The organism is Shimazuella alba (assembly GCF_009831235.1).
Lineage (GTDB): Bacteria > Bacillota > Bacilli > Thermoactinomycetales > Thermoactinomycetaceae > Shimazuella > Shimazuella alba.
Map to the genome: position 1 here is coordinate 46,080 of NZ_WUUL01000006.1, position 25,987 is coordinate 72,066.

A 25,987-nucleotide genomic window follows, 5' to 3' on the forward strand; every position below is an offset into this window, starting at 1 on the left:
AAAACTGGACGACTTCTTTTAAAACGCTAAGGTATGGTGCCGAGGGCCGGACTTGAACCGGCACGGTGTAACCCACCGCAGGATTTTAAGTCCTGTGCGTCTGCCTATTCCGCCACCCCGGCAAGGCAGTAAAGTTGGAGCGGAAGACGGGATTCGAACCCGCGACCCTCGCCTTGGCAAGGCGATGCTCTACCACTGAGCCACTTCCGCAATGGTGGCTCGAGACGGAATCGAACCGCCGACACGAGGATTTTCAGTCCTCTGCTCTACCGACTGAGCTATCGAGCCACAAGGACTTTTCAATCCTTCAAATCATACGTTTTTAAGTCATTTCAAACTGACAAAAGTTATTATAGCATGCTACTCTTTGTTATGCAACACCTGATTTTCAGTTGAACGTAAAAATTTCATAGTAGCCTGTATGTCCTCATAAGTTCCTTGCAATTCTTCATCTGTAAAAGTAGGTTCAAGCACTTCACGAGCAATCGTTTTCGGTAATTTTTTAACACTCGGTTTTCTTCTTGCCCGAGTTGTATTGATTTGTTCTCTTGGTTGTTTGGTGTGTTCTTTGATTGCTTGCTCTCTAGCTTGTTTGGAAGTTTGAATATTTAATCGTTTCCAATGAGAAGCTATCTTCTCCACATAAGCTTTGGGCAATTTGCGATCGCATTTTAGCATGACATAATCAAGCAAGACATTCACAACTGGAGATGGTAATTGATAATCCGCCAATAATGATTGGATGAGATTCATCTCACTTTTTGGAACCGCTGCACCACCTTGGTAATGAGCTAATAGTTCAAAAGGAGAAATCGTCTCTAATAATTGAAAATGCTTTTCTTTTTGTGAAAGGCTAGACTCCGATACAACCGTTTTGCTTTCCATTTGTTGAGAAACAACATTAGTGGCAGCTACAGGGGAAGTAGTATTTAAATGATGAAATAATTTTTCTAAGTTCACAAATCCACCATAGGATACTTCAGGATTTTGTATCGCTTTAATCAGAGCCATTTCATCTAATTTAAAAAGATAGCATGCTTGTTTTAATTCTGATTCCAATTGAGCTGTCCAGCTTGTCGATTTAATAATGGTAGAAAGCCTGGACCGAACAAAACCGAAATCAATGTTAGGTGATTTTCTTTTTTTAGTAGCTTGTATTATTGGAGGGCTTGTTGTCGTTTTTTGACCAAATACTTCTTGGAAAGTTTTTGTTAAATCCACGCTAGACAACCCTTTTTCTTCTGTCCAAACTTGATTTTTCACTAACTGATACTCTTCTTTTCCCAAACGCTGTTGCAATTGAAGTGCTAAGGGTCTCGTTTGAAAGAAAGTAAGAGGTGCCAGTGGGGATACCACTTGATATTCTAAGTAATTTCCATCTGAGTGGTCGTTTTTCTCAAATGTTCTCAAAAGTCCTGCTCCTTCTAACTGGTACCTAGCTTCTAGGAGTTGGTTATGTGAAATCGCTAGTAATTTAAATAGATATGTATGGGTCAACAAAGATGAAGTTCCTTGTTCCGATGCTTGTGCATGAAGTGTCACATATAACCCAACACCCATAACGCCAACGATTGGTTGATAAAGGTGCGTTAAAGAAAAAAGATCTGTACCATCCAATGATTTTTCTTGTCGGCTACGGAATTGGATTTCTTGCCAAAACATAGAATGTGACCTCCCTTTTGGATAGCTAAACGAATAGCGGGTTTGTCCATTTTATCGCAAATCAAACTACAAATCCAATCAGTTTTTATTCTCGTTCTGTGTCATTTTCGCCCAAAAAAGTACTCGAATCTCCCTCATGTGATCTTTTTCGCAAATCCTCCAACTCTCTTACAAAAAGGTGAATATCTTGGAACTGTCTATAAACAGACGCAAATCGGACATAAGCTACCTCATCAATCTTCACTAGGCGCTCTAAAACCAACTCTCCAATTTCTGTAGTTGGAACTTCTAATATACCTATCTCACGAAGCTTTCTTTCCATATCTAACACAAGTCCTTCTAAACTACTAGTAGGAACTGGACGTTTTTCACATGCTCTGATTAATCCACGAAGTAACTTTTCTCTACTGAACTCTTCCCTGCTGCCATCTTTTTTGATTACCATCAACGGTTTTTCTTCTACCATTTCAAATGTAGTAAATCGTTCATTGCATTCTTCGCACTCCCGTCTCCTTCGAATCGCTTTCCCTTCATGCACGGGCCGGGAGTCTAATACACGACTACCGTTATGATTGCAGATTGGACATTTCATCAAATGCTACCTCCGTATTCGTTACTATTTCTTCACCTTTAAGATACCGCTAAATAGAGTTCTGCTCAATCTTGTTTTTCTGTTTAGCTTTTTAGCTATCATATTAAAAACAATATCTTAATACAAAGGATGCATAATAAATTTCATTTATTTTGAATTTTATTAGTATAATTTGCCCCAGTATTCTTTTTTCAAGTATAATAGCAAATATAATAATTCAGGGAGCGTTGATGTTGAGACGGTTTCAAGATAAAGTTGTACTTATAACAGGTGCTACAGATGGAGTAGGTTATCAGGTAGCAAAACAATTCGCGTTGGAAGGTGCTAAACTGGCACTGGTTGATAACTACAAAAATATTAGTGAAATGAGATTATCATCAAATGATCATTTCATCTCAGACAGATCCTTACTTATTTCATTTGAGGGTGGTACAGAATCAGAAACAGCAATATGTATAGATGATGTTGTACAATTTTTCGAAAAAATTGATATACTCGTCTACGCTTCACCAACTGACTTCACCGTAGGTCCTATCATGGAATTAGAAGAAACTGATTTAGACAGGGTTTTTCACCAACTAAAAGATATATCTTTACTTATCAAACATGTAATCCCTATCATGCAGAAAAACAATGGCGGTTCCATTGTTACCTATGGAACTATTGCCGCCTTGATGGGTCTTCCTATGCTTTCTTCACATGTGATGCTAAATCACGCTATAGTGGGTTTAGTAAAAACAACAGCCTTGGAAACAAGCCCGGCTAATATTCGTGTTAACGCAGTATGCTCTGCACCTATTGAATCAAGTGTAATGGATCGTATGGAAAGTAAATTAAATCCTGGGATGGAGCACCAAGTTCGAGAAGATTTTTGCCGATTTATTCCAATGAGACGATACGGAACACCTGACGAAGTAGCTAATTTGATCTTATTTTTAGCCTCAGAAGAAGCAAAATACATTACTGGAAGTGTATATACAGTAGATGGCGGTTTGTCCGCTACAAGGTAAAAACCGTTCCTATGGGAACGGTTTTTGTTATGCAGTAGCACTAACTAACTTTTTTTGGTGTAATGCCTCACCAACATATTTCACTAGATCAACCACACGACATGAATATCCCCACTCATTATCATACCAAGCAAGTACTTTTACTTGTTTTTCACCGATAACCATGGTTGATAAGGCATCCACAATAGAAGAGTTAGCATTACCTACAAAATCGGAGGATACGAGAGGAAGTTCACAATATTGAATGATTCCCTTCATCTCTTTTTCTGATGCCTCGCGGAATACTGCATTTACCTCTTCAGCAGTTACAGTCTTTTTCAAATCAACTACCAAATCAATAACGGATACATTCGGAGTTGGAACCCGTAAGGAAAAACCATTTAATTTGCCGTTTAATTCAGGAATAACTAGTCCTAGAGCTTTTGCTGCTCCTGTTTTTGTTGGGATGATAGACTGTGAACAAGCTCGGGCACGACGTAAATCTTTATGTGGATTATCCAAATTCTTCTGATCATTGGTGAAAGAATGTACCGTAGTCATTAATCCATGTTCGATTCCAAAACGATCGTTCAATACTTTTGCGACAGGAGCCAGACCATTTGTCGTACAAGATGCATTGGAAATAATATGATGATTATCTGGATCGTAAATATCATGATTGACACCCATTACAATCGTTGCATCCTCTTTTTTACCAGGAGCAGTAATTACTACTTTTTTCGCACCAGCTTGTAAATGGAGAGAAGCACCTTCACGATCGCAAAATTTGCCGGTTGCCTCTACCACTACATCTACATTCATTTGCCCCCATGGTAACTCCAAAGGATTCCGATTGGAAACCAGTTGGACAAGCTGTCCATTTACACGAAGCATTTCATCTTCCACTAAGACTTCTTCATCAAAAAATCCATGAATGGTATCAAATTTGATCAAGTGTGCCAATGTTTCTGCTGGATAACTTGCATTGATCGCTACTACCTCACAAGTTGGATCTGTTATTGCTTTTCTAAAGACCATTCTTCCAATTCGCCCAAAACCATTTATCGCAATCCGTAGCTTCATATATTTTACTTCCCTTCCGCCTCTGTTTATAACATACTAATCCTCTATTACATTATAATCAGTATGACACAATTTGCAATATAGAACATCTAATAGATCTTGCCTATTTTTCAAATACAAAATACACAAGAAAAAACGGACAAAATTATTGTCCGCCTATTCCTTCACTAAATCTTTATATAGTGATTTATATTTTTCATAGAAAAAGGTCACCCGTTGCACATAGTGTCTTGTTTCTCCATAAGGAATTTTATGTGCATTTTGCCTTGTTCCATCCCAAGTTCCATCACTGAGCCACTTCTTTACTCTTGTTGGTCCTGCATTGTAAGAAGCGATAACAGCAACTTTGTTTCCCTTAAACTGCCTATTCAAATCACTGATATACCAACTGCCTACCTGAATATTAACTGCTGGTACTTTGATGTATTGCTTCATAGAAGGAGAAAAGTTCCCATTCTTTATGACATGATCCACTGTAGATGGCATTAATTGCATTAAACCTTGTGCACCTACATGCGATTGTTTCTCTGGATCGAACTTCGTCTCTACACGAATGATAGCCATAATGAGAAAAGGATCTGTCCCAGTTTGCTTTGCACTTTTTATGATGTTACTTTCATATTCCAAAGGATATATCATGCGATTAAATAAAGGAAAAGCAATTACAAGGGATAGAATAATTAAAATAATTCCTGTGAAAATAAACCTTTTTCTTGGCAGCGCCTGCAAAGCGGGCTCTATCCATTTTTTTAGGTTAGATGATTCCATAATGCCACTACCTGTCTATTTGTTTGTTGAACTGATCCACTATTATCAATGATGTAATCAGCTAAACGTTTTTTCTCTTCTATCGATAGTTGCGATTGAATACGGGATGTGATTTCTTCTGGAGTTAAGTTATTTCGTAAGTTCAAACGAATTCGTTGCATCTGTTCAGGCACATATACCACAATAACCTTTTGGACAAAATTGGTCAAATTTTCTTCGTAAAGCAATGGAATATCCCAGATAAGAACTGCTTCTTCATTCTTTTTCGTAACAAGTTCAGATTGCTTGCCCATCTCATCCATAATAAGAGGATGGAGTAATTCATTGAGCTGACTACGAGCATTTGGATCGGAAAAAATGATTTTTGCCATCAAGTCACGTTTTAACGATCCATCTGATGAAAAGAACTGCTCACCAAAAGTTTCTCTAATCCGCCTTGCACCAATCGTATTAGGCTCTACTACTTGGCGGGAAATTACATCTGCATCAATAATCGTTGCTCCAAGAGCGCGAAACATATTCGCCACTGTACTCTTTCCTGTAGCGATACCACCTGTAAGTCCATAAATCATTCTATCACCATATGCTTTCTTGATTAATTGCTAAATCACTTGACAAGTCTTACAAATGTGCGTTCCTCTTCCACCAACAATGATTCGTGTTATGGGGTCTCCACAAGTATTGCAAGGTTCATTTTTCCTCCCATATACTTGAATCTGCAACTGAAAATAGCCCATTTCACCTTGACCATTGACATAGGAACGAACAGAAGAACCACCCGCATCAATAGCTGTTTGCAGCGTTTCTCGTATACTAAAAAAGAGGCTTGCTGCTTCTTTCTCTGTTAAACTGTTTGCAGATCTCAGTGGATGAATTTTTGCTTTGTGCAATGCCTCATCCACATATATATTTCCAAGTCCGACCAAAAAGTGTTGGTTCAATAGCAATGGCTTTATTTTTGTGGATCGTTTACGTAAACTTTTGTAAAACCAATCTAACGTAAATTGATCATCAAGTGGTTCTGGACCTAATTTTTCAAGTGGTGCTTCTTTTGTTTCCTCTCCTTGCAAAAACAAATCCATCGTCCCAAATTGACGTACATCCTTATAACGGAGCTCTGTACCATCTGTAAAGTGAAAAATAACATGGACATGCTTCTCTACTGGTTCTGTGCTATCTTTCACGCTATATTTCCCTTCCATCCGTAGATGAGACACTAAAACATACGGATGAGCAAAAAGTTTAAGAAATTTCCCTCTACGTTCTACCGCAGTAATCGTAGTACCTGCTAACTGTTCCGTAAATAAGTGAATATCATCAGGTCGTCTGATAATACGAGGTAAGGAAACCGTCACTCGTTTGATTGTTTTTCCTATCACAAGTGACGTCAATGTCCGTTTTACTGTTTCCACCTCAGGCAATTCGGGCATAACAACCTCTCCTTTCTATCATGATCATTTTGCTTCATACCAACTTTTCCCAATATTTACATCTACCTTTAAGGGAACGGATAATTGAACAGCATTCTCCATCTGCACACGTACTAACGATTTCATTTCTTCTAACTCTTCGGCTGGCACTTCAAAGATCAGTTCGTCGTGAACTTGGAGCAACATTTTACTTTTTAGTTTTCTCTTATCCATCTCACGAGACAGATTTACCATTGCGTTTTTGATAATGTCTGCAGCACTACCTTGAATAGGAGTATTCATAGCAGTTCGTTCTGCAAAACTACGAGCATTAAATTGGGATGCATTAATATCTGGTAAATATCGTCGTCGATTTAAAAGTGTAGTGACATAACCCTGTTTCCGTGCATCTACTACTACATCATCCATAAATTGACGCACATTTGGGTAAGTAGCAAAATATCGATCTATAAATTCCTTTGCTTCTTTTTGTGGAATATTTATGTTTTGGGATAAACCAAAGGCACTGATCCCATAAACGATTCCAAAGTTGACCGCTTTTGCTTTGCTACGCATCAAAGAAGATACCTCTTCTGCTTCTACAGCAAAGACATCCATCGCTGTTTGTGTATGAATATCTCGATCTTCTAGAAATGCTTTTTGAAGGATCGGATCTCGGCACAAATGGGCTAAAATTCGTAGCTCTACTTGTGAATAATCAGCGGCTAAGATACTCCAATCATCTTGAGAGGGCACAAAAACTTGTCTGATTTGACGTCCTTCTTCCAGTCGGATAGGAATATTTTGCAGATTTGGTTCTGTACTACTTAACCTGCCTGTAGCTGCTATGGTCTGGTTAAATCGTGTATGAATTTTCCCATCTGGTGATATTTCTTTCTTTAATCCTTCTATATAAGTGGAGTATAACTTCCCTACCTGGCGATAGTGCAGAATCTTTTCGACAATCTCGTGTTGTGGAGCAAGTTTTTCTAACACATCTGCACCAGTGGAATATCCTGTTTTGGTTTTTTTGATCACAGGCAGCCCTAGTTTTTCAAATAAAATCTCAGATAACTGCTTAGGAGAATTAATATTAAATGATGTACCTGCTAAGTCCGTGATCTCTTTTTCGAGCCGTTCAATTTTTTCTTTAAACGTAATACCTAGTTCTTCTAGCTTTGATTTATCTACTTTAACACCAATCATTTCCATATCAGCAAGAACACTGGCTAGTGGCATCTCTAGCTCATATAACAACTTTGTTAGATCATTTTTTTCTAATTGTTCTTCATAACGATGGTACAATGCTAATAATTTTGCAGATTTCTTTGTTACATGGACTGCTAATGGTTCCAATGCTAAAGGTCTTTTCTTAGCTCCCTTGCCATAAGCTTCATCATCCGATGGTAAATATCCAATACTTTGTTGCAAAGCTAAATCACTTAGTTCCAATTTTGTTTCAGAAGGATTGAGAACATAGGCTGCTAATAATACATCAAAGGAAAATCCAGCTACTTTCATCCCTTCTCTTTCCAATAAAATTTTACACCGTTTTAAATCATAAACCACTTTTTTCTGTTGATTATCTTGTAACCACGATTGGAAAGGACCCCAGTCTTTTGCAACCTCGAGGGGAACAAATAAATTGTCATCTTTATGGGACAATGCAATACCAGTAATACCTGCATGATGAGGATTATCTATATCTGTCTCGATTTGCAAAGCTAATGGAGAATAGTGAAAGATTTTCTCCCACTCCCCTTGATTTTCTGGGGTTATTTGTACATATTCATGCTCTTCTACTAATACCTCTGTCTCTTCGTTATCACTAGAGGAAAAGAGAGGAGACTTATCTATACGATCAATCAACGTGCGAAATTCAAGACGTGAAAATACAGAAGCTACCTTATCTTTTTGAATATCACGAAGCTCTAATTCATCGAAGGAAAAAGGCAATGGAACTTCGGTATGAATAGTCGCTAATTTCTTACTTAAGATTGCATCATCAGCAAATTCTCTTAGCTTCTCTTGCAACTTTTTGCCTGAGAAAGCATCTGGATGTGCAATAATTTCTTCCACTGTAGGAAATTTTGCTAGTAACTTTAAAGCTGTTTTCTCGCCGACTCCAGCAATTCCTGGAATATTATCAGATGGATCACCCATCAAGCCCTTTAAATCAACAATTTGCGAAGGAGCTAGTCCATATCTCTCACGAAGTGCAGCCTCGTCATAGCGATCCATTTCTGTGACCCCTTTTCGAGTATGCAATACTGTAACATGATCACCAATCAATTGGAATAAATCTTTGTCTCCACTCACAATCACTGTTGACACTTGTTCTCTCTCAGCTTCCACAGCTAACGTTCCAATGATATCATCTGCTTCAAAACCGGCTTGTCCATACGTTTGGATTGAAAAAGCTTCTAGTAGTTCGTATACAAGTGGGATTTGCTCTGCTAACTCACTTGGAGTTTTATCACGTTTTCCTTTGTATGATTCATAATCTTTATGTCGAAAAGTTGTTTTACCAATATCAAAAGCAACCAACACATGTGTTGGCTTCTCTTCTTCTAACACTTTTACTAGCATCATCGCAAATCCATATGCTGCATTGGTATGTACACCAGTTGAATTCGACAATAGTGGCAGCGCGAAAAATGCTCGATATAAGATACTGTTCCCATCTATTAACATCAGTTTTTTCAATATTCCCACAACCTATCCGTTCTTAGATAAACTCCAACCTATTGTAACATTATCCGCACAAACGTTTCCAGTTAAATTCCAGCCACAACCGATCCCTCCAGATGATGTATTTTAATTTTTCAGACAACTTCATATAGACTTTTATGATAGACTAAATAAAAAAATAGAAAAGGAATATATTTTAAATGGACAATTCTTTTGTAAAGAATCTGTTGATTTCTACTTTCTTGTGGATTGTTTTCGTTGCCCTTTGTGATGGATTGGAAAAATTACTATTGATTTCCATCTTTCTAGCAATTCCGTTGCTATTATTTTTGGTCCCTACTATTAAACGAGATGGCAGCGACTCCAGATATCATTCCTTTTTGATGGGATATCATCCTTATGTAGCTTTTACAATGGGATTATCTTTTATTTTCCCTTCAGGCGGCATGATATCTGGAATTTTGTCCATCCCTTGGGCAATTTATATGAGCAGTATAGCAGGTTATGGAATAAGACGCCTAATGGAGCGCGGATGGCATGTATTAGAAGAAAATGCGATTGACCTCGGCCTGATATATGCCGCAATTGGCGGAATCTCCCTTAGTACATATTCTTTTGGTGGAAGTTTACTCCATTACAGTGGTCAAATGCTACTTCTAACTGCCGCTCATTTTCATTTTGCATCTATTTTCACGCCTGTCTTTATGGGATTAGTAGGCAGGTTGCTTTGTGTTGACAAAAAATCCAATAACCTCTATCGCTGGACTACATTCGGAATGATAATCAGCCCTTTTTTTGTGGGCATTGGTATATATACAAATCACACTGTTGAAATAATTGCTGTTTTGATCTATACTATTTGCTTATTTATATATAGTTATTTCATTCTCATACACATTAGTAAAACCATTGAGCGTTTGACCATTCGTCTCGTCCTTCAGTCATCTGCTGTCATCGTTGTTCTTACTATTATTCTATCAGTCGTCTACAGCCTATCTAATTTACTAGGAACATCTTGGCTGAGTATCGACCAAATGATTTGGTATCATGGAGGCTCAAATGCGCTAGGTTTTGTATTGGTTGGACTGATCGGCTGGGTCTATATCAAACCAATCGAGAATACTAGTTTATATAGTCTTCCTCAGACCAATATCAACGGAGGAAAGATAATTGGAAAAGATTTCTTAGATCTGCATAATCTATCTGTTTATAAAACACAATATGCAGGTTTAGTCGATAACTTTGAAAAATTTGCCCGAAACGACTTCTTCCCAACGCAAATACATCCCAAAATAAGATCCTTTTACGAGAATACTGTTTTATATGATCTTGCAGCACAAATAACTTGGCATCGAGGCTTTCGTTTCTTTTCCAAACTATATAAGTATTGGTCTACGAAAATACAGCAGATTAATTTACCCACAAAAAGTGAAGCAGTTATCCAAGTGGATAGCAAAATTATTGGTGTATGCAATGAAGATCAGTATTGGAATAAAAATTTACGTGCTTGGATTCGCACCTATAAAGACACAGATCAAACGATGTTTTTGGCTGTTTACTCAGATTATCACCAAGATAACGAACAATACCTGCACATCACGTTGCCAATCCCAAGATGGAATCTTACAGGTATTCTACGTTTGGAACACGGCGCAGACTTAGCGCTTCAAATAACTAGTCTCCCTAGGAGAGGGAGAAAAGGAGACGAAGGCATCTATCTCATGATCAAAGGCTTTTCTCTGCGTCTCCCCTTAAATGAACACTTTCTGATCTGGGTAGATGAATATGGTAGATTACAAGCAACTCATCGCATGTGGCTGTTCGGAATTAAACTTTTGAATATAGAGTATGAAATCTCCGGAAAGTACGTTAATTGATTAATGAAAGTATCGTAACTTTTTCATTATAGGAGCCTCATACTTTCAGCGGATTTCGTCAAACTGGCTGATGTATCAAAAAAACAACTTAAGATAAATAAACCTGCAACTTTCACCGCAGTTTTTTGGAGTAAGCTCGTAAAAGACCGCTTTGGATTTGAGCTAGCTTTCGGCTGATCTGGAACAAGAGCATCCAAACTGTGAAACCCTAGTTCAGATCGTTCAACTTCATCAAGATAATCAACCACCCCCTCCAACTGACAAGCAGTTGCAGATTTTTCGAGAGTCGTTGTTCCAGTGGGTTTGCGAGGAGCTTTCACACCCGGAAAAAGTTCGAGATTTCGAGATACTAAGTTGATGGCAGTACAGTATTTCCCATGCCGAAATCTAACCGCTTCCGCCTTTCAAAGCTGGCTTCTGATATATATATTCCACTTGGACTGTACTTGGACCACAACAGAAGGCATCTGGTTCGATAATAACTACTTTCCACTTCGACACTCCCTGTCTATAGAATAGGAAAAAGTTACTGTCTGGTCTGGAACAACGCTTGTTCCAGACCAGACTTCGTTTTACTCTCGTTTGCATTCCTGCTCGGATTGTCAAACAATATATTATGTATTATAATTCGTATAAATGTATAAACATACATTTAAGTGCCTATAGACAAGGATTAAAAACATGGCACGCACACTCGACGAAATAAAACGGGAAATCACTCGCCTTCGTACTACCCCAATGGTGCAAAATGCAGCTGGGTTTGGAAGGATATTGGAATTGATGCTGAATATTGTCGAGCATCTCTTTTCCAATGAAAAGCGCTTTGCAGCGTTGGAGAAGGAGAATTCCACAGAAAATCGTCGATAAGAATAGGCGGTATGCAAATGCATACCGCCTCACAAAAATGAAGCAAGAAAAAAATAGATCCATTATGTAAAAATTCCCAATCTCTTTACGACGATACAAATACACGTTAGGATAAAGTCATTCACTGGCTTAAGAGAAAGACATTGGTTTGACTCCGGAAATTCAGCGAATTCTCGACCTGCTGGCTGAGGCAGAGAAGTACTACGAAATCCACATAACTCTGCGGGCTAAGAATGCTGCAAGGAAGGTTATCGAGAATAGCACAAGTACGCTGGAGTTCATCTCCAGCGAGATCAAGCCTGCAATCATCGATGCACATGAGTCCCTGCGCGCACTCGAGGATGGAAAACTCAAGGATAAACTGCGCACAGTGGAACACTCATTCGCTAAGGCTGAAATCTCTCTTCGTTATGATGAGATTGTAAAAGGCTTCGATTACTTCAGGACTGGTCTTCGTGCTCTCGCACGTGCAAAGAAATTGAACAACGTTGAGTCCCAGTGACTTACCTCTTAGGCCACGCCCTGCATACATATGGCACATGTGTGTAGGGCGGCCAATCTATCATGATTCATTACATAAATTTAAATACGAAATATAGAGATCCTCACTGATTAGTTCAGCGGGGATCTCTTGTTTTTACTTTAGATATTATAGGTGTTTCATGATTTATATCGCTTTCTCGGATTAGTTTAGACATCAGATACTGCCTTTTTTCTTTTTGATCAAACCTTAATTGCACACACTTATATTATATGTAATTATAAATTATGATTAATATTTTTAATACATAAAAAATTAATCAAATCGTAACATTTCTTTACACTAGGTTTACGATTCCTTCATTTATCAACAATGTTTCCCACGTATATTGAAGAAGAACAAAGATTTAAGCATCCAACAGGAGGAATCTTTCGTGAAAATAAAAAAGCGCATTTTAGCAAGTGGAATAATTGGACTTGCATTCAGCAGTATCCTCGTCGCTTGTAGCAGTGGAGCAAATGACGAAAATAACAAACAATTAACTGGAACTCTAACATCTGTAGGATCAACTGCGATGCAGCCTTTTGTCGAGGAAGCAAGCAAATCCTTTATGGCTTCCAATCCTGGCGTACAGATCAACGTACAAGGCGGCGGAAGTGGACAAGGCTTAACTGCAACCGTGAATGATACTGCCGACTTAGGCAATTCTGATATATTCGCTGAAGAAAAAGAAAAGATTGATGCCTCTAAACTGATCGATCACAAAGCATTTGTCGTTGGGATCGCACCTGTCGTTCATCCACAGGTCGGAGTAACCAATCTTACACAACAGCAATTAATCGATATTTTCACAGGAAAAGTAAAAAATTGGAAAGAGGTCGGCGGGAAAGATCAAGCGATTGTATTGGTAAACCGCTCAGAAAGCTCTGGAACACGAGCAACATTTGCTAAGTTTGCGCTTAAAGATAACCAAGAGTTTCGTGGTAATGGTGCAATAGTTGAGGATTCGTCTGGCACAGTACGTAAAATCATCGGTCAAACCAAAGGTGCAATTGGCTATCTGGCATTTTCATACATTGATAACACCGTGAAAGCACTGACATTGGATGGTGTACAACCAACCAATGAAAATGTAACCACTAATAAATGGCTTGTGTGGGCTTATGAACATATATATACCAACACCAATGGAAAAAACAAACAACTAGAAGATGCTTTTCTCAAATATATTTTATCGCCTGAAATCCAAAATGGATTGGTGAAAAAATTAAACTATATCCCTATCATCGACATGAAAGTAGAAAGAGATGCTTCTGGCAAACTGAAATAATCGCTAAATCACACAACAAAAAGAAAGGAGCCTGAATTTTTGGGTAAACAGGCTCCTTCTTTTCTTATGAGATTACTTGAGAGGAGTTCGTTCATGGAAAAAAACGAAAAAACTTCTTTAGCAGTACAGCTACAGACACCTGCAAAACGGATGTTTTGGATGGAATGGCGCGGCCGCTCCATCACCTATATCAGTGTATGGATCGTAATTCTCGTCCTGCTGTCCCTTCTTTGGTTTATCACCTCCAAAGGATTACAACCATTTCTAAATGGGGAGGTAACACTCAGTCAGTTTTTCTCTTCGAATTGGAATCCACAAGATAACAAATTTGGCAGTTTGTATATCATGTTAGGCTCTTTCATGGTGACGATTTGTGCGACGATCATCAGTGCACCACTTGGAATTAGCGCAGCAGTCTTCATGACGGAAATAGCACCTAAATGGGGAAAAAAAGTTTTACAACCAACTACAGAGATATTAGTAGGGATTCCTTCAGTCGTCTATGGATTTATTGGTCTTACTCTTTTAGTTCCTTTTATCGGTAAGTTTGTTGGCGGTGTTGGCTTTGGATTACTAGCAGGGACACTGGTTCTATCGATTATGATCCTACCAACCATTATCAGTATCAGTGTAGATGCTATCGAATCCGTACCACAAAAATACAGGGAAGGCTCTTATGCTCTTGGTGCAACACGCTGGCAGACCATTTGGCGCATTGTTTTAAAAACCGCACTTCCGGGATTAATGACAGCTGTTGTCCTTGGAATGGCTCGTGCTTTTGGGGAAGCATTAGCTGTACAAATGGTCATCGGAAACGTACCAAATGCTCCTTTTGACTTCTTCACCTCTATTAGTACCTTAACAAGTATGATCACACAAAACATGGGAAACACCGTACCAAGTGAAACCTTTAACCAAATACTTTGGTCCATGGGACTTGTTCTATTGCTTATCACACTGGTATTTATTCTTCTCATCCGCTTTATCACTCGACGGAGGGATGCTTAGATGAACGCAAAATTAATCGACCGATTTGCAACCCTCTTTTTTTATGCAGTTGCAATCTTGATCATCTGTACTTTAATCGGTTTATTAGGCTATATCGTCATTCACGGTATTTCCTATATTTCATGGGAATTTTTAACCGAGCCACCTGGATCTTATATATTAGGTCAAGTTGGCGGTATTGCACCACAGCTATTTAACTCTTTTTACTTGCTTATTCTGACGATGATCATCACCTTGCCAATTGGAATCGGCGGTGGTATTTATATGGCAGAATACGCCAAACCAAACAAGTTTACGAAGTTTCTGCGCCTATGTATGGAAGTGATGTCCTCTCTGCCTTCCATCATTATCGGATTATTTGGCTTATTGCTCTTTGTTCAATATACAGGCTGGGGTTATACCTTAGCTGGAGGGGCACTCGCGCTAACCATCTTCAATCTGCCTCTGATGGTACGAGTGGTAGAACAAGCGATCACAGCTGTTCCTAGGGAACAAAAAGAAGCTGCCTTGTCCCTCGGTGTCACCCACTGGCAAACGATTACCAAAATCATGCTGCCCGTTGCTTTACCTGGTATTGTTACAGGAGCTATCTTAGCAGCAGGACGTATTTTTGGAGAAGCAGCCGCATTGCTCTTTACGGCTGGTTTGAGCTCACCAAATCTAGATTTCACTGATTGGGACCCGACTTCTGTCAGCTCACCACTCAATCCATTTCGGCCAGCAGCCACGTTATCCGTTTATATTTGGAAGGTGAATTCGGATAGCCTATCAACGGAAACCGCTGCAATTGTGTCTGGGGGATCTGCGTTTATTTTGATCTGCGTCGTCCTATTGTTCACGATCTTTGCCCGTCTACTCGGTAGGTATATTTACCGACGATTGACTTCATCTTGATCGGAGGTGCATAGAAAAATGCTCGATTTCCCTTTTGTAAAAAAACGAGACCCTGAACTTTCCAACACCGTCACAGTGGAAACAAAAAAGTTAAATGTTCATTATGGCAGCTCTCATGCCTTGAAAAATATCGACCTCACGCTATATGAAAAAACAATCACTGCCTTCATTGGCCCTTCTGGTTGTGGGAAGTCTACTTTGCTTCGATGTATCAATCGGATGAACGATACGATTGCAAATGCAAAGATTACAGGAGACATCCTGATCGATGGGGTAAACATTCACGCTGACACCATCCACGCTACTGGGTTGCGCAAACATGTAGGCATGGTCTTTCAAAAACCAAATCCTTTTTATAAATCTATCTTTGAAAATATTGCCTTTGCATTGCGGATTCATCAAACCCCAAAAAAAGATATCCCTGTTATCGTAGAAGATAGTTTGAAACGAGTTGGGCTGTGGGAGGAAGTAAAAGATCGTTTGCACGAATCAGCCCTGCAACTATCAGGCGGGCAACAACAGCGGCTATGTATAGCTAGAACCATCGCGATGAATCCAAGTATTATTTTACTCGATGAACCTACGTCAGCCCTTGATCCGATCTCCACAGAGAAGATCGAGAAATTACTCCAAACACTAAAACAAGATTTTACCATCGTCATCGTAACACACAACATGCACCAAGCTGCCCGCATCTCAGACTACACCGCATATTTCCATCTGGGAAATATGATTGAAATCGGTCATACAGAACAAATATTTACCACTCCAGCACAGACAAAAACAGAAGATTATTTGAGTGGGAAATTTGGATGATGGGGAGGGAAAACCAATGAGTCAAACGCTTACTGTAGATAAATTTCATGTATACTACGGGGAAAAACACGCCTTAGACAACATATCGATCAGCTTTCAACCAAAGACTGTAACTGCTTTGATCGGTCCATCAGGATGCGGAAAATCAACCTTATTGCGCAGTTTAAACCGTATGAATGACTTTATCCCCATGTTTCGTACAGAAGGATCTGTTCGCTTAGGGGAAGAAGAGATTTATGACTCGAAAATAGATGTTGTAAACTTACGCAAACGAATGGGCATGGTGTTCCAACAACCTGTACCCTTCCCATTATCCATTTATGACAACATCGCTTATGGACCTCGTATTCATGGAACAACACAGAAAAAGAAATTGGATCAGATTGTAGAGAAAACCTTGCAGCAAGCGCATTTATGGGAGGAAGTAAAAGACCGCCTGCACAAGTCTGCTCTGGGTCTATCTGGTGGACAACAACAACGCCTTGTCATCGCTCGTGTACTCGCCGTAGAACCAGAAATACTTCTGTTGGATGAACCTGCTTCCGCACTTGACCCCATCTCTACCGAACACATTGAACGATTGATTCTCTCTTTAAAAGAAGAGTATACGATTGTAGTAGTCACCCACAACATGCAGCAAGCCAAGCGTATTTCTGACCAAACCGCTTTCTTTTTACATGGGGAAATCGTAGAGAGAAACGAAACACAAACTTTGTTTCATTCTCCAATAGATCAACGAACAAACCATTACTTATCCGGACAATTTGGATAATTTTTAGCAAAATATAGTATTTAAACCATTAATCAAAACCAACCATAAATACAGTTAGACACGAATGTATGCACCATCTTAGGTATGAGTTCAATTCGATTTCGAACTCATACCTTTCATTTTTCATTTATATGTCTCTAACTCCCTGCTAACAAGCCAAGATAACTCCAAAACATTTTTCTCGCTAGATAATCCACCTCAAAAGTTTATGTATGACGGATGGATCATTCTTTATGTTTGAAGAAACAAAGTCCCCGAGATATATCAAGTGACTTATATCATGTTAAAATAACCTCTAATATAATAAATATAAATAAAAGTGCTTATTTAATAGAGGTGGAAAAAGGATGTCAAACAGAGATGAAGTGATGGATATAAGAAAAAGAGCCATTGAGCGAGCTATTCATTATATGCATCTTCATATATATGAATCACTCTCACTCTTTGATATAGCAGATGTATCTGCCTATAGTCCTTTTCATTTTTCCAGAGTATTCAAAAAAATATTAGGTGTCTCCCCTCTTTATTATTTCTCAACATTGAAATTTCAAAAGGCAAAAGAACTTCTACTAAAGACTGACTTAACAATACAAGACATTTGTTTGGATATTGGACATCAAAGTTTAGGAACCTTCACAACCGCCTTTACTAGACGAGTAGGACTTTCTCCGTCTTCTTTTAGATCATCTTTTATGCAACTTGAAGAAAATCTACAATTGATATGGGATATCCAAACTGATAAAAAGGACATTATTAAAGATTCTGATACAGTCATCAGTGGGATTATCTCAGGCACAAAATCATTCCAAAAAGGGATTATTTTAATTGGTTTGTTTTCAAAAGTTGTCCCAGAAGGGATTCCAAAATATTTAAAATTAATGAGTCAACCTGGAAAATTTCAATTCACTGGAATTAAACCTGGAATCTACTATTTGAAGGCGATTGTAATCACAGAGAATCTAACACCAATGAATATATATTTGCCGCAAGATTTATTAGGAGCAAAGATAGAAAAACCAATTATTATAAATAAAGCATTCCCAAGACGAGAACGGATCGAAATGATATTGAAGGAAAGGAAAAACACAGACCGTACTGTCCTAGTTTCTTTACCATTATTAATTCAAAGATATTTGAAAGAGAAAATAAGAGCAATCTAGAAGAAATATTGTCTACAATCATTTGATAAATTTGAATTTGAAGGAGGAATGAAAAATGATAGAATCTGAAATGAAACAAGGTCAATTGCTTGCGGTTAATTTATCCACAGAACAAACAGAGAAAATAATGGATTTCTATACTCAGGTAATTGGTTGGAGTTATAATGCTTTCAAAACAGAGGATATTTCAGGTTATACTATGAAATCAAAATCCGGACAGCCAGCAACTGTAATTAGCCATCTTAAAGGACAACATGCCAATATGCCACCATCTGTATGGATTCCATATTTTCAAGTAGATGATTTACAAAAAAGTCTAAAAACCTGTGAAGAACTTAGTGGGAAAGTGCTAAAAAAACCAGAATCTTGTTGTGGGAGCTATGCAGTGATTGAAAATCCAACAGGTGCTATTTGTGCGCTTTATCAAAAGTAAAAAAAGAGAATCTCGAAACGTCCATTACAACTGGACGTTTTGAGACTTTATGATATGATATAAAATCAAACTCAGATAGATATTAAGAATTCTTAAATATCGTTAAATTCCAATGGAATACGAACCGTAAAAACGCCCCCTTTCCCAACTGCACTTTCCACTTCTATTTCACCATGCTGTAATTCTACAAAATGCTTGACGCTAGTTAATCCAAGTCCTGTTTCCTCAGAGTTACGGATTCGAGCTTTTTCGACTGGATAAAATGTTTAAATATATGTGGTTGATTTCTTTCAAGAATTCCGATTCCTGCTGACCCCGTCTCTACAGAACATATTGAACAATTAATCCGCTCTTTAAAGAAAGAGTATACGATTGTCTTGTAGCCCATAATATGCAGCAAGCAAAACATAATTCTGACCAAATAGCTTTTTTTACATAGGGAGGAAGTGGGAAACTTCTTACGCAAGTATGTTAATAACATATATCATCTTCTGTTGAATAGCATTCCAGTACTACTGATTTATCTCCGTACGTTTTTTCAGCATGATTTTCACCCCACCCACAAAACTGATCCAAAATGTTTTTTAAACCCCAGCCATACTCACTCAGCTCATACTCTACTTTTGGCGGGATTTGGTTATATGTGATTCGTATGATAATTCCCGCACTTTCTAGTTCTCTTAGCTGTTTGGTCAACATTTTCTGTGTAATATTAGGTATTAATCTTCGTAATTCATTGGTTCGTTTTTTCCCTGTCATGAGATGATAAAGAATAACACTCTTCCACTTCCCGCCAATTACATCTAAGGTTACCTCCACTCCATTTTGATATCGTGGTGGTGTTTCTCCTTTGACAATCATTTTCTCGCCCCCTTCACACGAAATCATCAAAAACATAGCATTTCCAGAGCTAAGGATATTTTTAATCCCTACCATTTTTATAGATTTTTTAGGATCATCTGTGTTCCTATGGCACTTTGAAGTGCGTACTTCACTTATCATTATATAGCATTCATAATAACCATGTATTCAACTCATAGCATCAAAAATCTATTATTCGTTTGAATTAATCTCTAAACAAAAAATAATCACAAGCAGGTGACGTTAATTGAAAGTTTTAACTGTTGTAAGCCATCCCAGAACACAATCTCTTACATTTTCAGCTACAAACCGCTTTGTACAAGGCCTAATCGAAGCGGGGCATGAAACAGAGATTCTAGACCTGCATCGGATTGGTTTTAATCCTGTGCTTTGGGAAGAGGATGAACCTGATTGGTCAGGTAAATCAAAACTTTACTCTCCCGAAGTTGAGCAGGAAATCGAACGGATGAAGCAATTTGATGCATTGGCATACGTCTTTCCACTTTGGTGGTTTAGTATGCCTGCTATGCTAAAAGGCTACATTGATCGCGTATGGAACCAAGGATTTGCTTATGGCTCAAGCAGACTCCATCATCAACATGTATTGTGGTTCATTTTGGCTGCTGCTTCTCGTGAACATCTTGAAAAGCGGGAATATGACAAGATGATCGCTCATCACCTCAATGTTGGTTTATCAAGCTATGTTGGCATTTCAAATTCACAAGTTGAATATTTGTATGATACTTTAAATGGAGACCCACAACATATAGAAAAATTATTGGATAAAGCTTATCAACTGGGATTGAACTATGCAAAAACGTAAAGTGGAAGGTGAATATTTTTGCCGTGTTAACCTGCTTCGTTAGATTCTCCTCGTCGATTGAACATAAATTAACCCCAAAAACAAAGACTATTTATATCCTTGACTGGATAGAAAGATAGTCTTTTTTGTAATAGTGACCCTTAGTCGTGAAATTCGTTATTTTACAACGAAACTAGAATAGACTTATACTCTTTCTATAAACTCATCTACAAGGAGTGTTTTCATGTCTAACAAAAAAATAATTTACTTTCTCTGTACCGGGAACTCTTGCCGCAGTCAAATCGCAGAGGGATTTGGAAAGAAGTATCCGGAAGATCAATTTGAAGTATTCAGTGCAGGAATGGAAGGACACGGATTAAACCCCAAAGCTGTGAAAGTAATGGCTGAAAAAGGCATCGATATTTCCAATCATTCTTCTGATGTGATCGATCCTGAGATTTTAAATAAGGCTGATTATGTGATTACACTCTGTCGAGATGCCAATGATAATGGTCCGATAACTCCATCCCTTATACAACGAGAACATTGGGGATTTGATGATCCGCTAAGGCAAAAGGTACGGAAGATGAGATTTGGTTATTTTCCAGCAAGTACGAGATAAGATCGAAACACGTATTCAATAGTTTGCAAAAACGAAGACTTAATACGAACTAAATTTACTCAAAAAAAGGAAATATTGACATAAAGAAATATTAACTCCTTGGGATAATAATGACGAAAACTCCTACTAGACAAATAGCAGCACCAATCCAATCATATAAATCAGGAGTTTTCTTATCGATTCCCCAACTCCATAGAATAGAAAGCACAATGAATACACCACCATAAGCTGCATAAACACGACCAAACGAAGGAAAGGATGGAAAGCTGGCGATGATGCCATAAACAAAAAGAGAAAGTCCACCTAAAAACCCGTAGAACCAAGGTTTCCCTTCTCTTAACCAGATCCAAATGAGATATCCTCCCCCGATCTCTGTTAATCCAGCGAGTAAAAACCATATGAGTACCATATAACCTCTTTCCCTTCTATACATTTAACCCAGTAATAGTTTTGTATAATTTAAAAAAATAAACCTAAGCATTATATCAGCTCAGGCTTTATACCTCACTATATTCCAGTGGAAATCGTACTGTAAAGACACTACCTTTACCAACTGTACTCTCCACTTCTATTTCGCCATGCTGTAATTCTACCAGATGCTTGACAATAGCCAATCCAAGTCCTGTTCCCCCAGAGTTACGGGATCGAGCTTTGTCGACACGGTAAAAACGTTCAAATATCCTCGGTTGATCCTTTTCCGGAATACCAATTCCTGTATCCATCACTTGTACGATCCAATATGGATCATCTTGTTTGACTTTTACTGTTACTTTCCCCCCTATGGGGGTATAATTCATCGCATTGGCTAGTAGGTTCATCAATATTTGCCTTACACAGTCCGTATCCATTTTCACCATCAATGGGGCTACATCGGTCAGCAATCGTAAATTTTTAGCTTGCATTTGTTCAATCAATGTTTCCACTACATCATGAACTACCATTTGCACAGAAACGATGTCCATTTTAATTGGAACTTGTTTGGACTCAATCTTGGATAAATCCAATAAATCTGCAACAAGGCGTTGTAAACGTAATCCTTCTTTGTAAATGATTTGCAAAAATTCTTTGCAGGTGTCGGGGTCTGTCCGTGCACCATCCAGTAATGTTTCTGTAAAACCAACGATAGAAGTAAGCGGTGTTTTTAATTCATGTGAAACATTAGCCACAAAATCTTTTCGCAACTCTTCTAAATGACGAAAAGCGGTTAAATCACGAAAAACAACAACTAGTCCAGATTGCTGATCATTTTCTTGTATGGGAGTAAGATTTGCTTCGACAATTCTTTCTTGGGGATAAAACAGCGGCATTTCCAACCGTACCGGTCTGTTTGTCTCCATAGATTCGAGCAGAAGCGGACTCAAATTATAGGCAGATAAATAAACATCATAATGTTGTCCGAGCATTTGGTCTACTGGTAAACCAAACATACTACCGAAAGCATGATTCACTACTTTGATCAATCCATCCCGATCTACCATCATTAAACCCGTTTCTAAAGATTCAATGACACTATTCATCCGATTGGTGCTCTCTTGCAAAGCACTCAACTTCTCATATAATGTCTCCAAAACACTCACCCCCTTGTAGGCTAATATCATTTATAGACAGCCTGAGCTAACATAAGAGCTGGGTTCGCTTCACGCGGATTTTAGACATTTATTCCCATTAAACCTTCGTTTCTTATCGTCTTTAATTTAGGTTATTGATCCACACTCTAAACTACGTTATCGTTAAATTAGAAAATCGCTCCTATCCGGTTGAGCGATCCGAACTCGAGAAAGAAGTAGAATGAGCAGCGCGAACGAATTCCCTACTGACAACCCTGAAATGACCACTTCAAACGGAACGAAGTGCTGGTCAGAAGTAATTCAGGGGGATCTCGTGCACTACTACGAACACCCTGATGGTCGTAGGCTCAAGGCACTGATTGATCTTAATATTCGATGTGTTCGACATGTTATCGATCTTCGGAGTAATGAGCCAACAACAGTAACCGACTGGTACGAATTCTTCCATGGGTGATCCTTCTGTTCTAAGGTTCATGGACCATTTGCGAATTTCGTAGGTGGTCCGCCTACTTTTATTTTTCATCGTCAATTGTCTCAGGACGTCTTTGACAATCTTTATTTTCTCGTTTATTTCTCTTCTTTACTCTCCAACTTGTAACCAACTCCACGAACCGTTTTGATGTAGAGCGGCTTCTTAGAATCTGGTTCGATTTTATCTCGTAGATGACTGACATGAACATCTACAATACGCGAATCCCCAACAAAATCATAATTCCATACAGCATTGAGCAATTGATCTCGCGATAACACTTTCCCACGGTGGTTTGCGAGGTACATGAGCAATTCAAATTCTTTAGGGGTCAGGTCGATCAGTTCTCCATTTCGAGATACTTCGTACCCATCCGTATCAATGAGAATATCGCCAATTTGGATGCTTTTATCAACCGATTTCTCTTCCTCATCACTTCTCCTGATAGCTTCCATCCGGCGAAATATCGCTTTTACACGGGCAGTCAATTCTCTGATACTAAATGGTTTCGTCATATAGTCATCCGCACCCAGTTCAAGTCCAAGTACTTTGTTAAATTCATCAGATTTTGCAGTCAACATCAAAATAGGGATATGTTCCTTTTCTGTGCGAATGCGACGACAAACTTCCAATCCATCAATTCGTGGAAGCATTAAATCCAGCACGATCAGATCAGGCATTTCCACTTTTATTTTTTGTAATGCGATGTCTCCATCTAATGCACTATCCACTATAAAACCTTCTTTTGTAAGGTTAAATTCAATCAATTTTACAATGGAAGGTTCATCTTCTACTACTAAGATTTTCTTTGCCATCTTTTTCAACTCCTACATTCGTGCTCTATCCCTAATCTTAAGAGAAAACATACGAAAAGGAAAGGTTACGAGCACCTCCAGAAATAGTACTTTTTGGAGTTCACTCTTTTAACCTTCCCTTATCGAAAAACAAATATATTATCTCTTTTGGCGATTGTTTCTTGCACGCTCGTTTTTGTTCAAAAACTTCTTACGTAAACGGAATGTTTTTGGAGTTACTTCTAGTAATTCATCTTCTTTCAGATACTCGATAGCATCATCGATTGTCATCTGACGAGGAGCATCTAATTTTAATGTCTCTTCTTTTGTAGCACTACGAATACTAGTCAGATGTTTCTTTTTACATACATTTACTTCTAGATCCGTATCACGAATATGCTGACCAACAATCATCCCTTCATATACTTCTGTTCCTGGAACGATAAACATTTGACCACGCTCTTGTGTAGCATGTAATGCATAAGTGGTAGCAGTACCAGTTTCCCAAGCGATCAAAGAACCGAAGTCATTGGTTTGAATCACACCAGCATATGGTTCGTATCCTGCAAGCAGGCTATGCATTTGGGCTTCTCCACGAGTTGCTGTCAGCAATTGTTGTCGGAAGCCGAGCAGACCACGAGAAGGCGCTAAGTATTTAAATTGAATATTCCCGCTGTCTAGTACAACCATATCTTGCAATTGACCTTTGCGGATACCAAGAAGTTCTACAACTGCACCTTGGTAATCACTGCTCACTTCAATATCGACAACTTCCATTGGTTCCATTTTACGACCGTCGATCTCCTTCAAGATAACCTCTGGTTTACTCACTTGGAACTCATAGCCTTCACGGCGCATGTTTTCAATCAAAATTCCGAGATGCAATTCTCCACGCCCGGAAACCGTAAATTGATCCGATGAATCTGCATCTTCTACTCGCAGGGCCACATCAGCTTCGGCTTCTCGATAGAGTCGCTCACGAAGTTTACGAGAAGTAACAAAAGTACCATCTTGCCCAGCAAATGGACTGGTATTGATTCCGATTGTCATCCGAAGAGTAGGTTCTTCTACTGTGATTGGCGGTAGTGCTTCTGGATGCTCTGGATCTGCAAACGTATCACCAATACCCACATTATCTATCCCTGTCAGAGCAATAATATCCCCTGCAGTTGCCTCTTCTACTTCTACACGAGCTAGACCTTTATGAATGTACACCTGTCCCACTTTAACAGAGCGGGAAGTGCCATCCGCAGCTAGTAGAGTGAGTTGTTGACCTTTGCGAATGGAACCACGTTCCAATCTCCCGATCACGATTTGACCTTTGTATTCATCAAACCCTAATAAAGTAGCCTGCATTTGAGTAGGACCGTCAACATCTACTGCTGGAGATGGTAATTCGTTGATAATCTCTTCAAATAATGGCTCTAAAGTATCTGTTAGGTTTTCATAATCCATACCTGAAATTCCGCTCAGTGCACTAGCATACACTACTGGAAATTCACACTGTTCATCTGTCGCACCAAGATCGACAAATAGATCAAAGGTTTCATTAATAACTTCTTCTGGACGACGATTATCACGGTCAATTTTGTTTACAACTACAATCGCTTTATGTCCACGTTCGATCGCTTGACGAAGTACGAACTTGGTTTGTGGCATTGGTCCTTCTACTGAATCTACAAGTAGCAATACACCATCTACCATATTCATCACACGTTCTACTTCTCCACCAAAATCTGCGTGGCCTGGTGTATCTACAATATTGATCTTAATCCCTTTATATTCAATTGCCGTATTTTTCGCAAGGATCGTAATTCCTCTTTCACGTTCTAGTTCATTGGAGTCCATCACTCGATCTTCCACCTGTTGATTTTGGCGGAAAATATGGCTCTGTTTTAACATTGCATCTACAAGTGTGGTTTTTCCATGGTCAACGTGAGCGATGATGGCAATGTTTCTTATTTGCTCTACATTCATTTCTCTCTAATTCCTTCCTCTACATGATCACAAAGGAGATCGTACCACATATATGTGTTCAT

Annotated in this window: 26 protein-coding genes, 3 tRNA genes and 1 pseudogene; 14 read left to right on the forward strand and 16 right to left on the reverse strand. The window is 38.7% G+C overall.

Annotation, left to right across the window (positions count from 1 at the left end; all coding sequences use genetic code 11):
• Window positions 1-34: 34 nt before the first annotated feature.
• The 5 genes from GSM42_RS10160 to nrdR all read right to left on the reverse strand — a co-directional run bounded on the left by GSM42_RS10160 (window position 35) and on the right by nrdR (window position 2,254).
• Window positions 35-122: transfer RNA gene (locus GSM42_RS10160), tRNA-Leu, on the reverse strand.
• A 13-nt stretch (window positions 123-135) separates the two neighbouring features.
• A tRNA-Gly gene (locus GSM42_RS10165) sits at window positions 136-210 on the reverse strand.
• Window positions 211-212: 2 nt separating this feature from the next.
• Window positions 213-288: transfer RNA gene (locus GSM42_RS10170), tRNA-Phe, on the reverse strand.
• A gap of 72 nt (window positions 289-360) precedes the next feature.
• Entirely contained in the window at window positions 361-1,662 is a 1,302-nt protein-coding gene (locus tag GSM42_RS10175; RefSeq protein ID WP_160801436.1) for a DnaD domain protein, read from the reverse strand.
• A gap of 85 nt (window positions 1,663-1,747) precedes the next feature.
• Entirely contained in the window at window positions 1,748-2,254 is a 507-nt protein-coding gene (nrdR, locus tag GSM42_RS10180; RefSeq protein ID WP_160801437.1) for a transcriptional regulator NrdR, read from the reverse strand.
• A 230-nt stretch (window positions 2,255-2,484) separates the two neighbouring features.
• Between nrdR and GSM42_RS10185 the strand changes: the two genes are divergently transcribed.
• Complete coding sequence (locus GSM42_RS10185; RefSeq protein WP_160801438.1) at window positions 2,485-3,264, forward strand: SDR family NAD(P)-dependent oxidoreductase; 780 nt, start codon at window positions 2,485-2,487, stop codon at window positions 3,262-3,264.
• Window positions 3,265-3,291: 27 nt separating this feature from the next.
• Here the strand turns inward: GSM42_RS10185 and GSM42_RS10190 are convergent, their stop codons facing one another.
• From GSM42_RS10190 to polA, 5 genes are all read right to left on the reverse strand, one after another.
• On the reverse strand, window positions 3,292-4,326 hold the full coding sequence (locus tag GSM42_RS10190) for a glyceraldehyde-3-phosphate dehydrogenase (RefSeq protein WP_160801439.1): 1,035 nt from the start codon (window positions 4,324-4,326) through the stop codon (window positions 3,292-3,294).
• A gap of 156 nt (window positions 4,327-4,482) precedes the next feature.
• Window positions 4,483-5,094: a lytic transglycosylase domain-containing protein gene (locus GSM42_RS10195; protein WP_160801440.1), complete on the reverse strand. Its 612-nt coding sequence runs from the start codon at window positions 5,092-5,094 to the stop codon at window positions 4,483-4,485.
• The gene (gene coaE / locus GSM42_RS10200; RefSeq protein WP_160801441.1) at window positions 5,076-5,666 is read right to left on the reverse strand and encodes a dephospho-CoA kinase; all 591 of its coding nucleotides are present in this window, start codon (window positions 5,664-5,666) and stop codon (window positions 5,076-5,078) included. Before coaE ends, GSM42_RS10195 begins: the two co-directional genes overlap by 19 nt.
• Before the next feature lie 30 nt (window positions 5,667-5,696).
• The gene (gene mutM, locus GSM42_RS10205) at window positions 5,697-6,524 is read right to left on the reverse strand and encodes a DNA-formamidopyrimidine glycosylase (RefSeq protein ID WP_160801442.1); all 828 of its coding nucleotides are present in this window, start codon (window positions 6,522-6,524) and stop codon (window positions 5,697-5,699) included.
• Between the two features lie 24 nt (window positions 6,525-6,548).
• Window positions 6,549-9,209: a DNA polymerase I gene (gene polA / locus GSM42_RS10210; protein ID WP_476712894.1), complete on the reverse strand. Its 2,661-nt coding sequence runs from the start codon at window positions 9,207-9,209 to the stop codon at window positions 6,549-6,551.
• 185 nt (window positions 9,210-9,394) lie between these two features.
• On the opposite strand from polA, the gene GSM42_RS10215 reads away from it, so the two are divergent.
• From GSM42_RS10215 to GSM42_RS10260, 10 genes are all read left to right on the forward strand, one after another.
• Window positions 9,395-11,071: a YndJ family protein gene (locus tag GSM42_RS10215; RefSeq protein WP_160801443.1), complete on the forward strand. Its 1,677-nt coding sequence runs from the start codon at window positions 9,395-9,397 to the stop codon at window positions 11,069-11,071.
• 681 nt (window positions 11,072-11,752) lie between these two features.
• Window positions 11,753-11,938 (forward strand): hypothetical protein, encoded by a 186-nt coding sequence (locus tag GSM42_RS10220; RefSeq protein WP_160801444.1) that lies wholly within the window; start codon window positions 11,753-11,755, stop codon window positions 11,936-11,938.
• 148 nt (window positions 11,939-12,086) lie between these two features.
• Window positions 12,087-12,440, forward strand: coding sequence for a hypothetical protein (locus GSM42_RS10225; RefSeq protein ID WP_160801445.1), 354 nt, complete (start codon window positions 12,087-12,089; stop codon window positions 12,438-12,440).
• A gap of 418 nt (window positions 12,441-12,858) precedes the next feature.
• The gene (locus tag GSM42_RS10230) at window positions 12,859-13,749 is read left to right on the forward strand and encodes a phosphate ABC transporter substrate-binding protein PstS family protein (RefSeq protein ID WP_338055288.1); all 891 of its coding nucleotides are present in this window, start codon (window positions 12,859-12,861) and stop codon (window positions 13,747-13,749) included.
• A gap of 93 nt (window positions 13,750-13,842) precedes the next feature.
• Window positions 13,843-14,757: a phosphate ABC transporter permease subunit PstC gene (gene pstC / locus GSM42_RS10235; protein ID WP_237446558.1), complete on the forward strand. Its 915-nt coding sequence runs from the start codon at window positions 13,843-13,845 to the stop codon at window positions 14,755-14,757.
• Window positions 14,758-15,651: a phosphate ABC transporter permease PstA gene (gene pstA / locus GSM42_RS10240; RefSeq protein ID WP_160801447.1), complete on the forward strand. Its 894-nt coding sequence runs from the start codon at window positions 14,758-14,760 to the stop codon at window positions 15,649-15,651.
• Between the two features lie 18 nt (window positions 15,652-15,669).
• Window positions 15,670-16,467, forward strand: a complete 798-nt coding sequence (gene pstB / locus GSM42_RS10245) for a phosphate ABC transporter ATP-binding protein PstB (protein ID WP_160801448.1) — start codon at window positions 15,670-15,672, stop codon at window positions 16,465-16,467.
• Between the two features lie 16 nt (window positions 16,468-16,483).
• Entirely contained in the window at window positions 16,484-17,239 is a 756-nt protein-coding gene (pstB, locus tag GSM42_RS10250; protein WP_160801449.1) for a phosphate ABC transporter ATP-binding protein PstB, read from the forward strand.
• Between the two features lie 347 nt (window positions 17,240-17,586).
• Window positions 17,587-18,399 (forward strand): helix-turn-helix domain-containing protein, encoded by an 813-nt coding sequence (locus GSM42_RS10255; RefSeq protein WP_160801450.1) that lies wholly within the window; start codon window positions 17,587-17,589, stop codon window positions 18,397-18,399.
• A 55-nt stretch (window positions 18,400-18,454) separates the two neighbouring features.
• Entirely contained in the window at window positions 18,455-18,832 is a 378-nt protein-coding gene (locus GSM42_RS10260; protein ID WP_237446559.1) for a VOC family protein, read from the forward strand.
• A gap of 92 nt (window positions 18,833-18,924) precedes the next feature.
• Here the strand turns inward: GSM42_RS10260 and GSM42_RS20605 are convergent, their stop codons facing one another.
• Both GSM42_RS20605 and GSM42_RS10270 read right to left on the reverse strand, forming a co-directional pair.
• Window positions 18,925-19,071 (reverse strand): ATP-binding protein, encoded by a 147-nt coding sequence (locus tag GSM42_RS20605; RefSeq protein WP_338055289.1) that lies wholly within the window; start codon window positions 19,069-19,071, stop codon window positions 18,925-18,927.
• Between the two features lie 232 nt (window positions 19,072-19,303).
• Window positions 19,304-19,693: a winged helix-turn-helix transcriptional regulator gene (locus GSM42_RS10270; protein ID WP_160801451.1), complete on the reverse strand. Its 390-nt coding sequence runs from the start codon at window positions 19,691-19,693 to the stop codon at window positions 19,304-19,306.
• A 247-nt stretch (window positions 19,694-19,940) separates the two neighbouring features.
• Between GSM42_RS10270 and GSM42_RS10275 the strand changes: the two genes are divergently transcribed.
• Window positions 19,941-20,516 carry an NAD(P)H oxidoreductase gene (locus tag GSM42_RS10275; RefSeq protein WP_160801452.1) on the forward strand — a complete coding sequence of 192 codons (576 nt, stop codon included), beginning with the start codon at window positions 19,941-19,943 and terminating at the stop codon, window positions 20,514-20,516.
• Between the two features lie 223 nt (window positions 20,517-20,739).
• Window positions 20,740-21,139, forward strand: a pseudogene (arsC, locus tag GSM42_RS10280) (arsenate reductase (thioredoxin)).
• 69 nt (window positions 21,140-21,208) lie between these two features.
• Here the strand turns inward: arsC and GSM42_RS10285 are convergent.
• Both GSM42_RS10285 and pnpS read right to left on the reverse strand, forming a co-directional pair.
• Entirely contained in the window at window positions 21,209-21,526 is a 318-nt protein-coding gene (locus GSM42_RS10285) for a YnfA family protein (RefSeq protein ID WP_160801453.1), read from the reverse strand.
• 88 nt (window positions 21,527-21,614) lie between these two features.
• A complete protein-coding gene (pnpS, locus tag GSM42_RS10290; protein WP_160801454.1) occupies window positions 21,615-22,685 on the reverse strand; it encodes a two-component system histidine kinase PnpS in 1,071 nt (356 codons plus the stop codon).
• Window positions 22,686-22,998: 313 nt separating this feature from the next.
• On the opposite strand from pnpS, the gene GSM42_RS10295 reads away from it, so the two are divergent.
• Entirely contained in the window at window positions 22,999-23,139 is a 141-nt protein-coding gene (locus GSM42_RS10295) for a hypothetical protein (RefSeq protein ID WP_160801455.1), read from the forward strand.
• Between the two features lie 113 nt (window positions 23,140-23,252).
• Here the strand turns inward: GSM42_RS10295 and GSM42_RS10300 are convergent, their stop codons facing one another.
• A complete protein-coding gene (locus GSM42_RS10300) occupies window positions 23,253-23,969 on the reverse strand; it encodes a response regulator transcription factor (protein ID WP_160801456.1) in 717 nt (238 codons plus the stop codon).
• A 138-nt stretch (window positions 23,970-24,107) separates the two neighbouring features.
• Window positions 24,108-25,925, reverse strand: a complete 1,818-nt coding sequence (gene typA / locus GSM42_RS10305) for a translational GTPase TypA (RefSeq protein ID WP_160801457.1) — start codon at window positions 25,923-25,925, stop codon at window positions 24,108-24,110.
• Window positions 25,926-25,987: the final 62 nt, after the last annotated feature.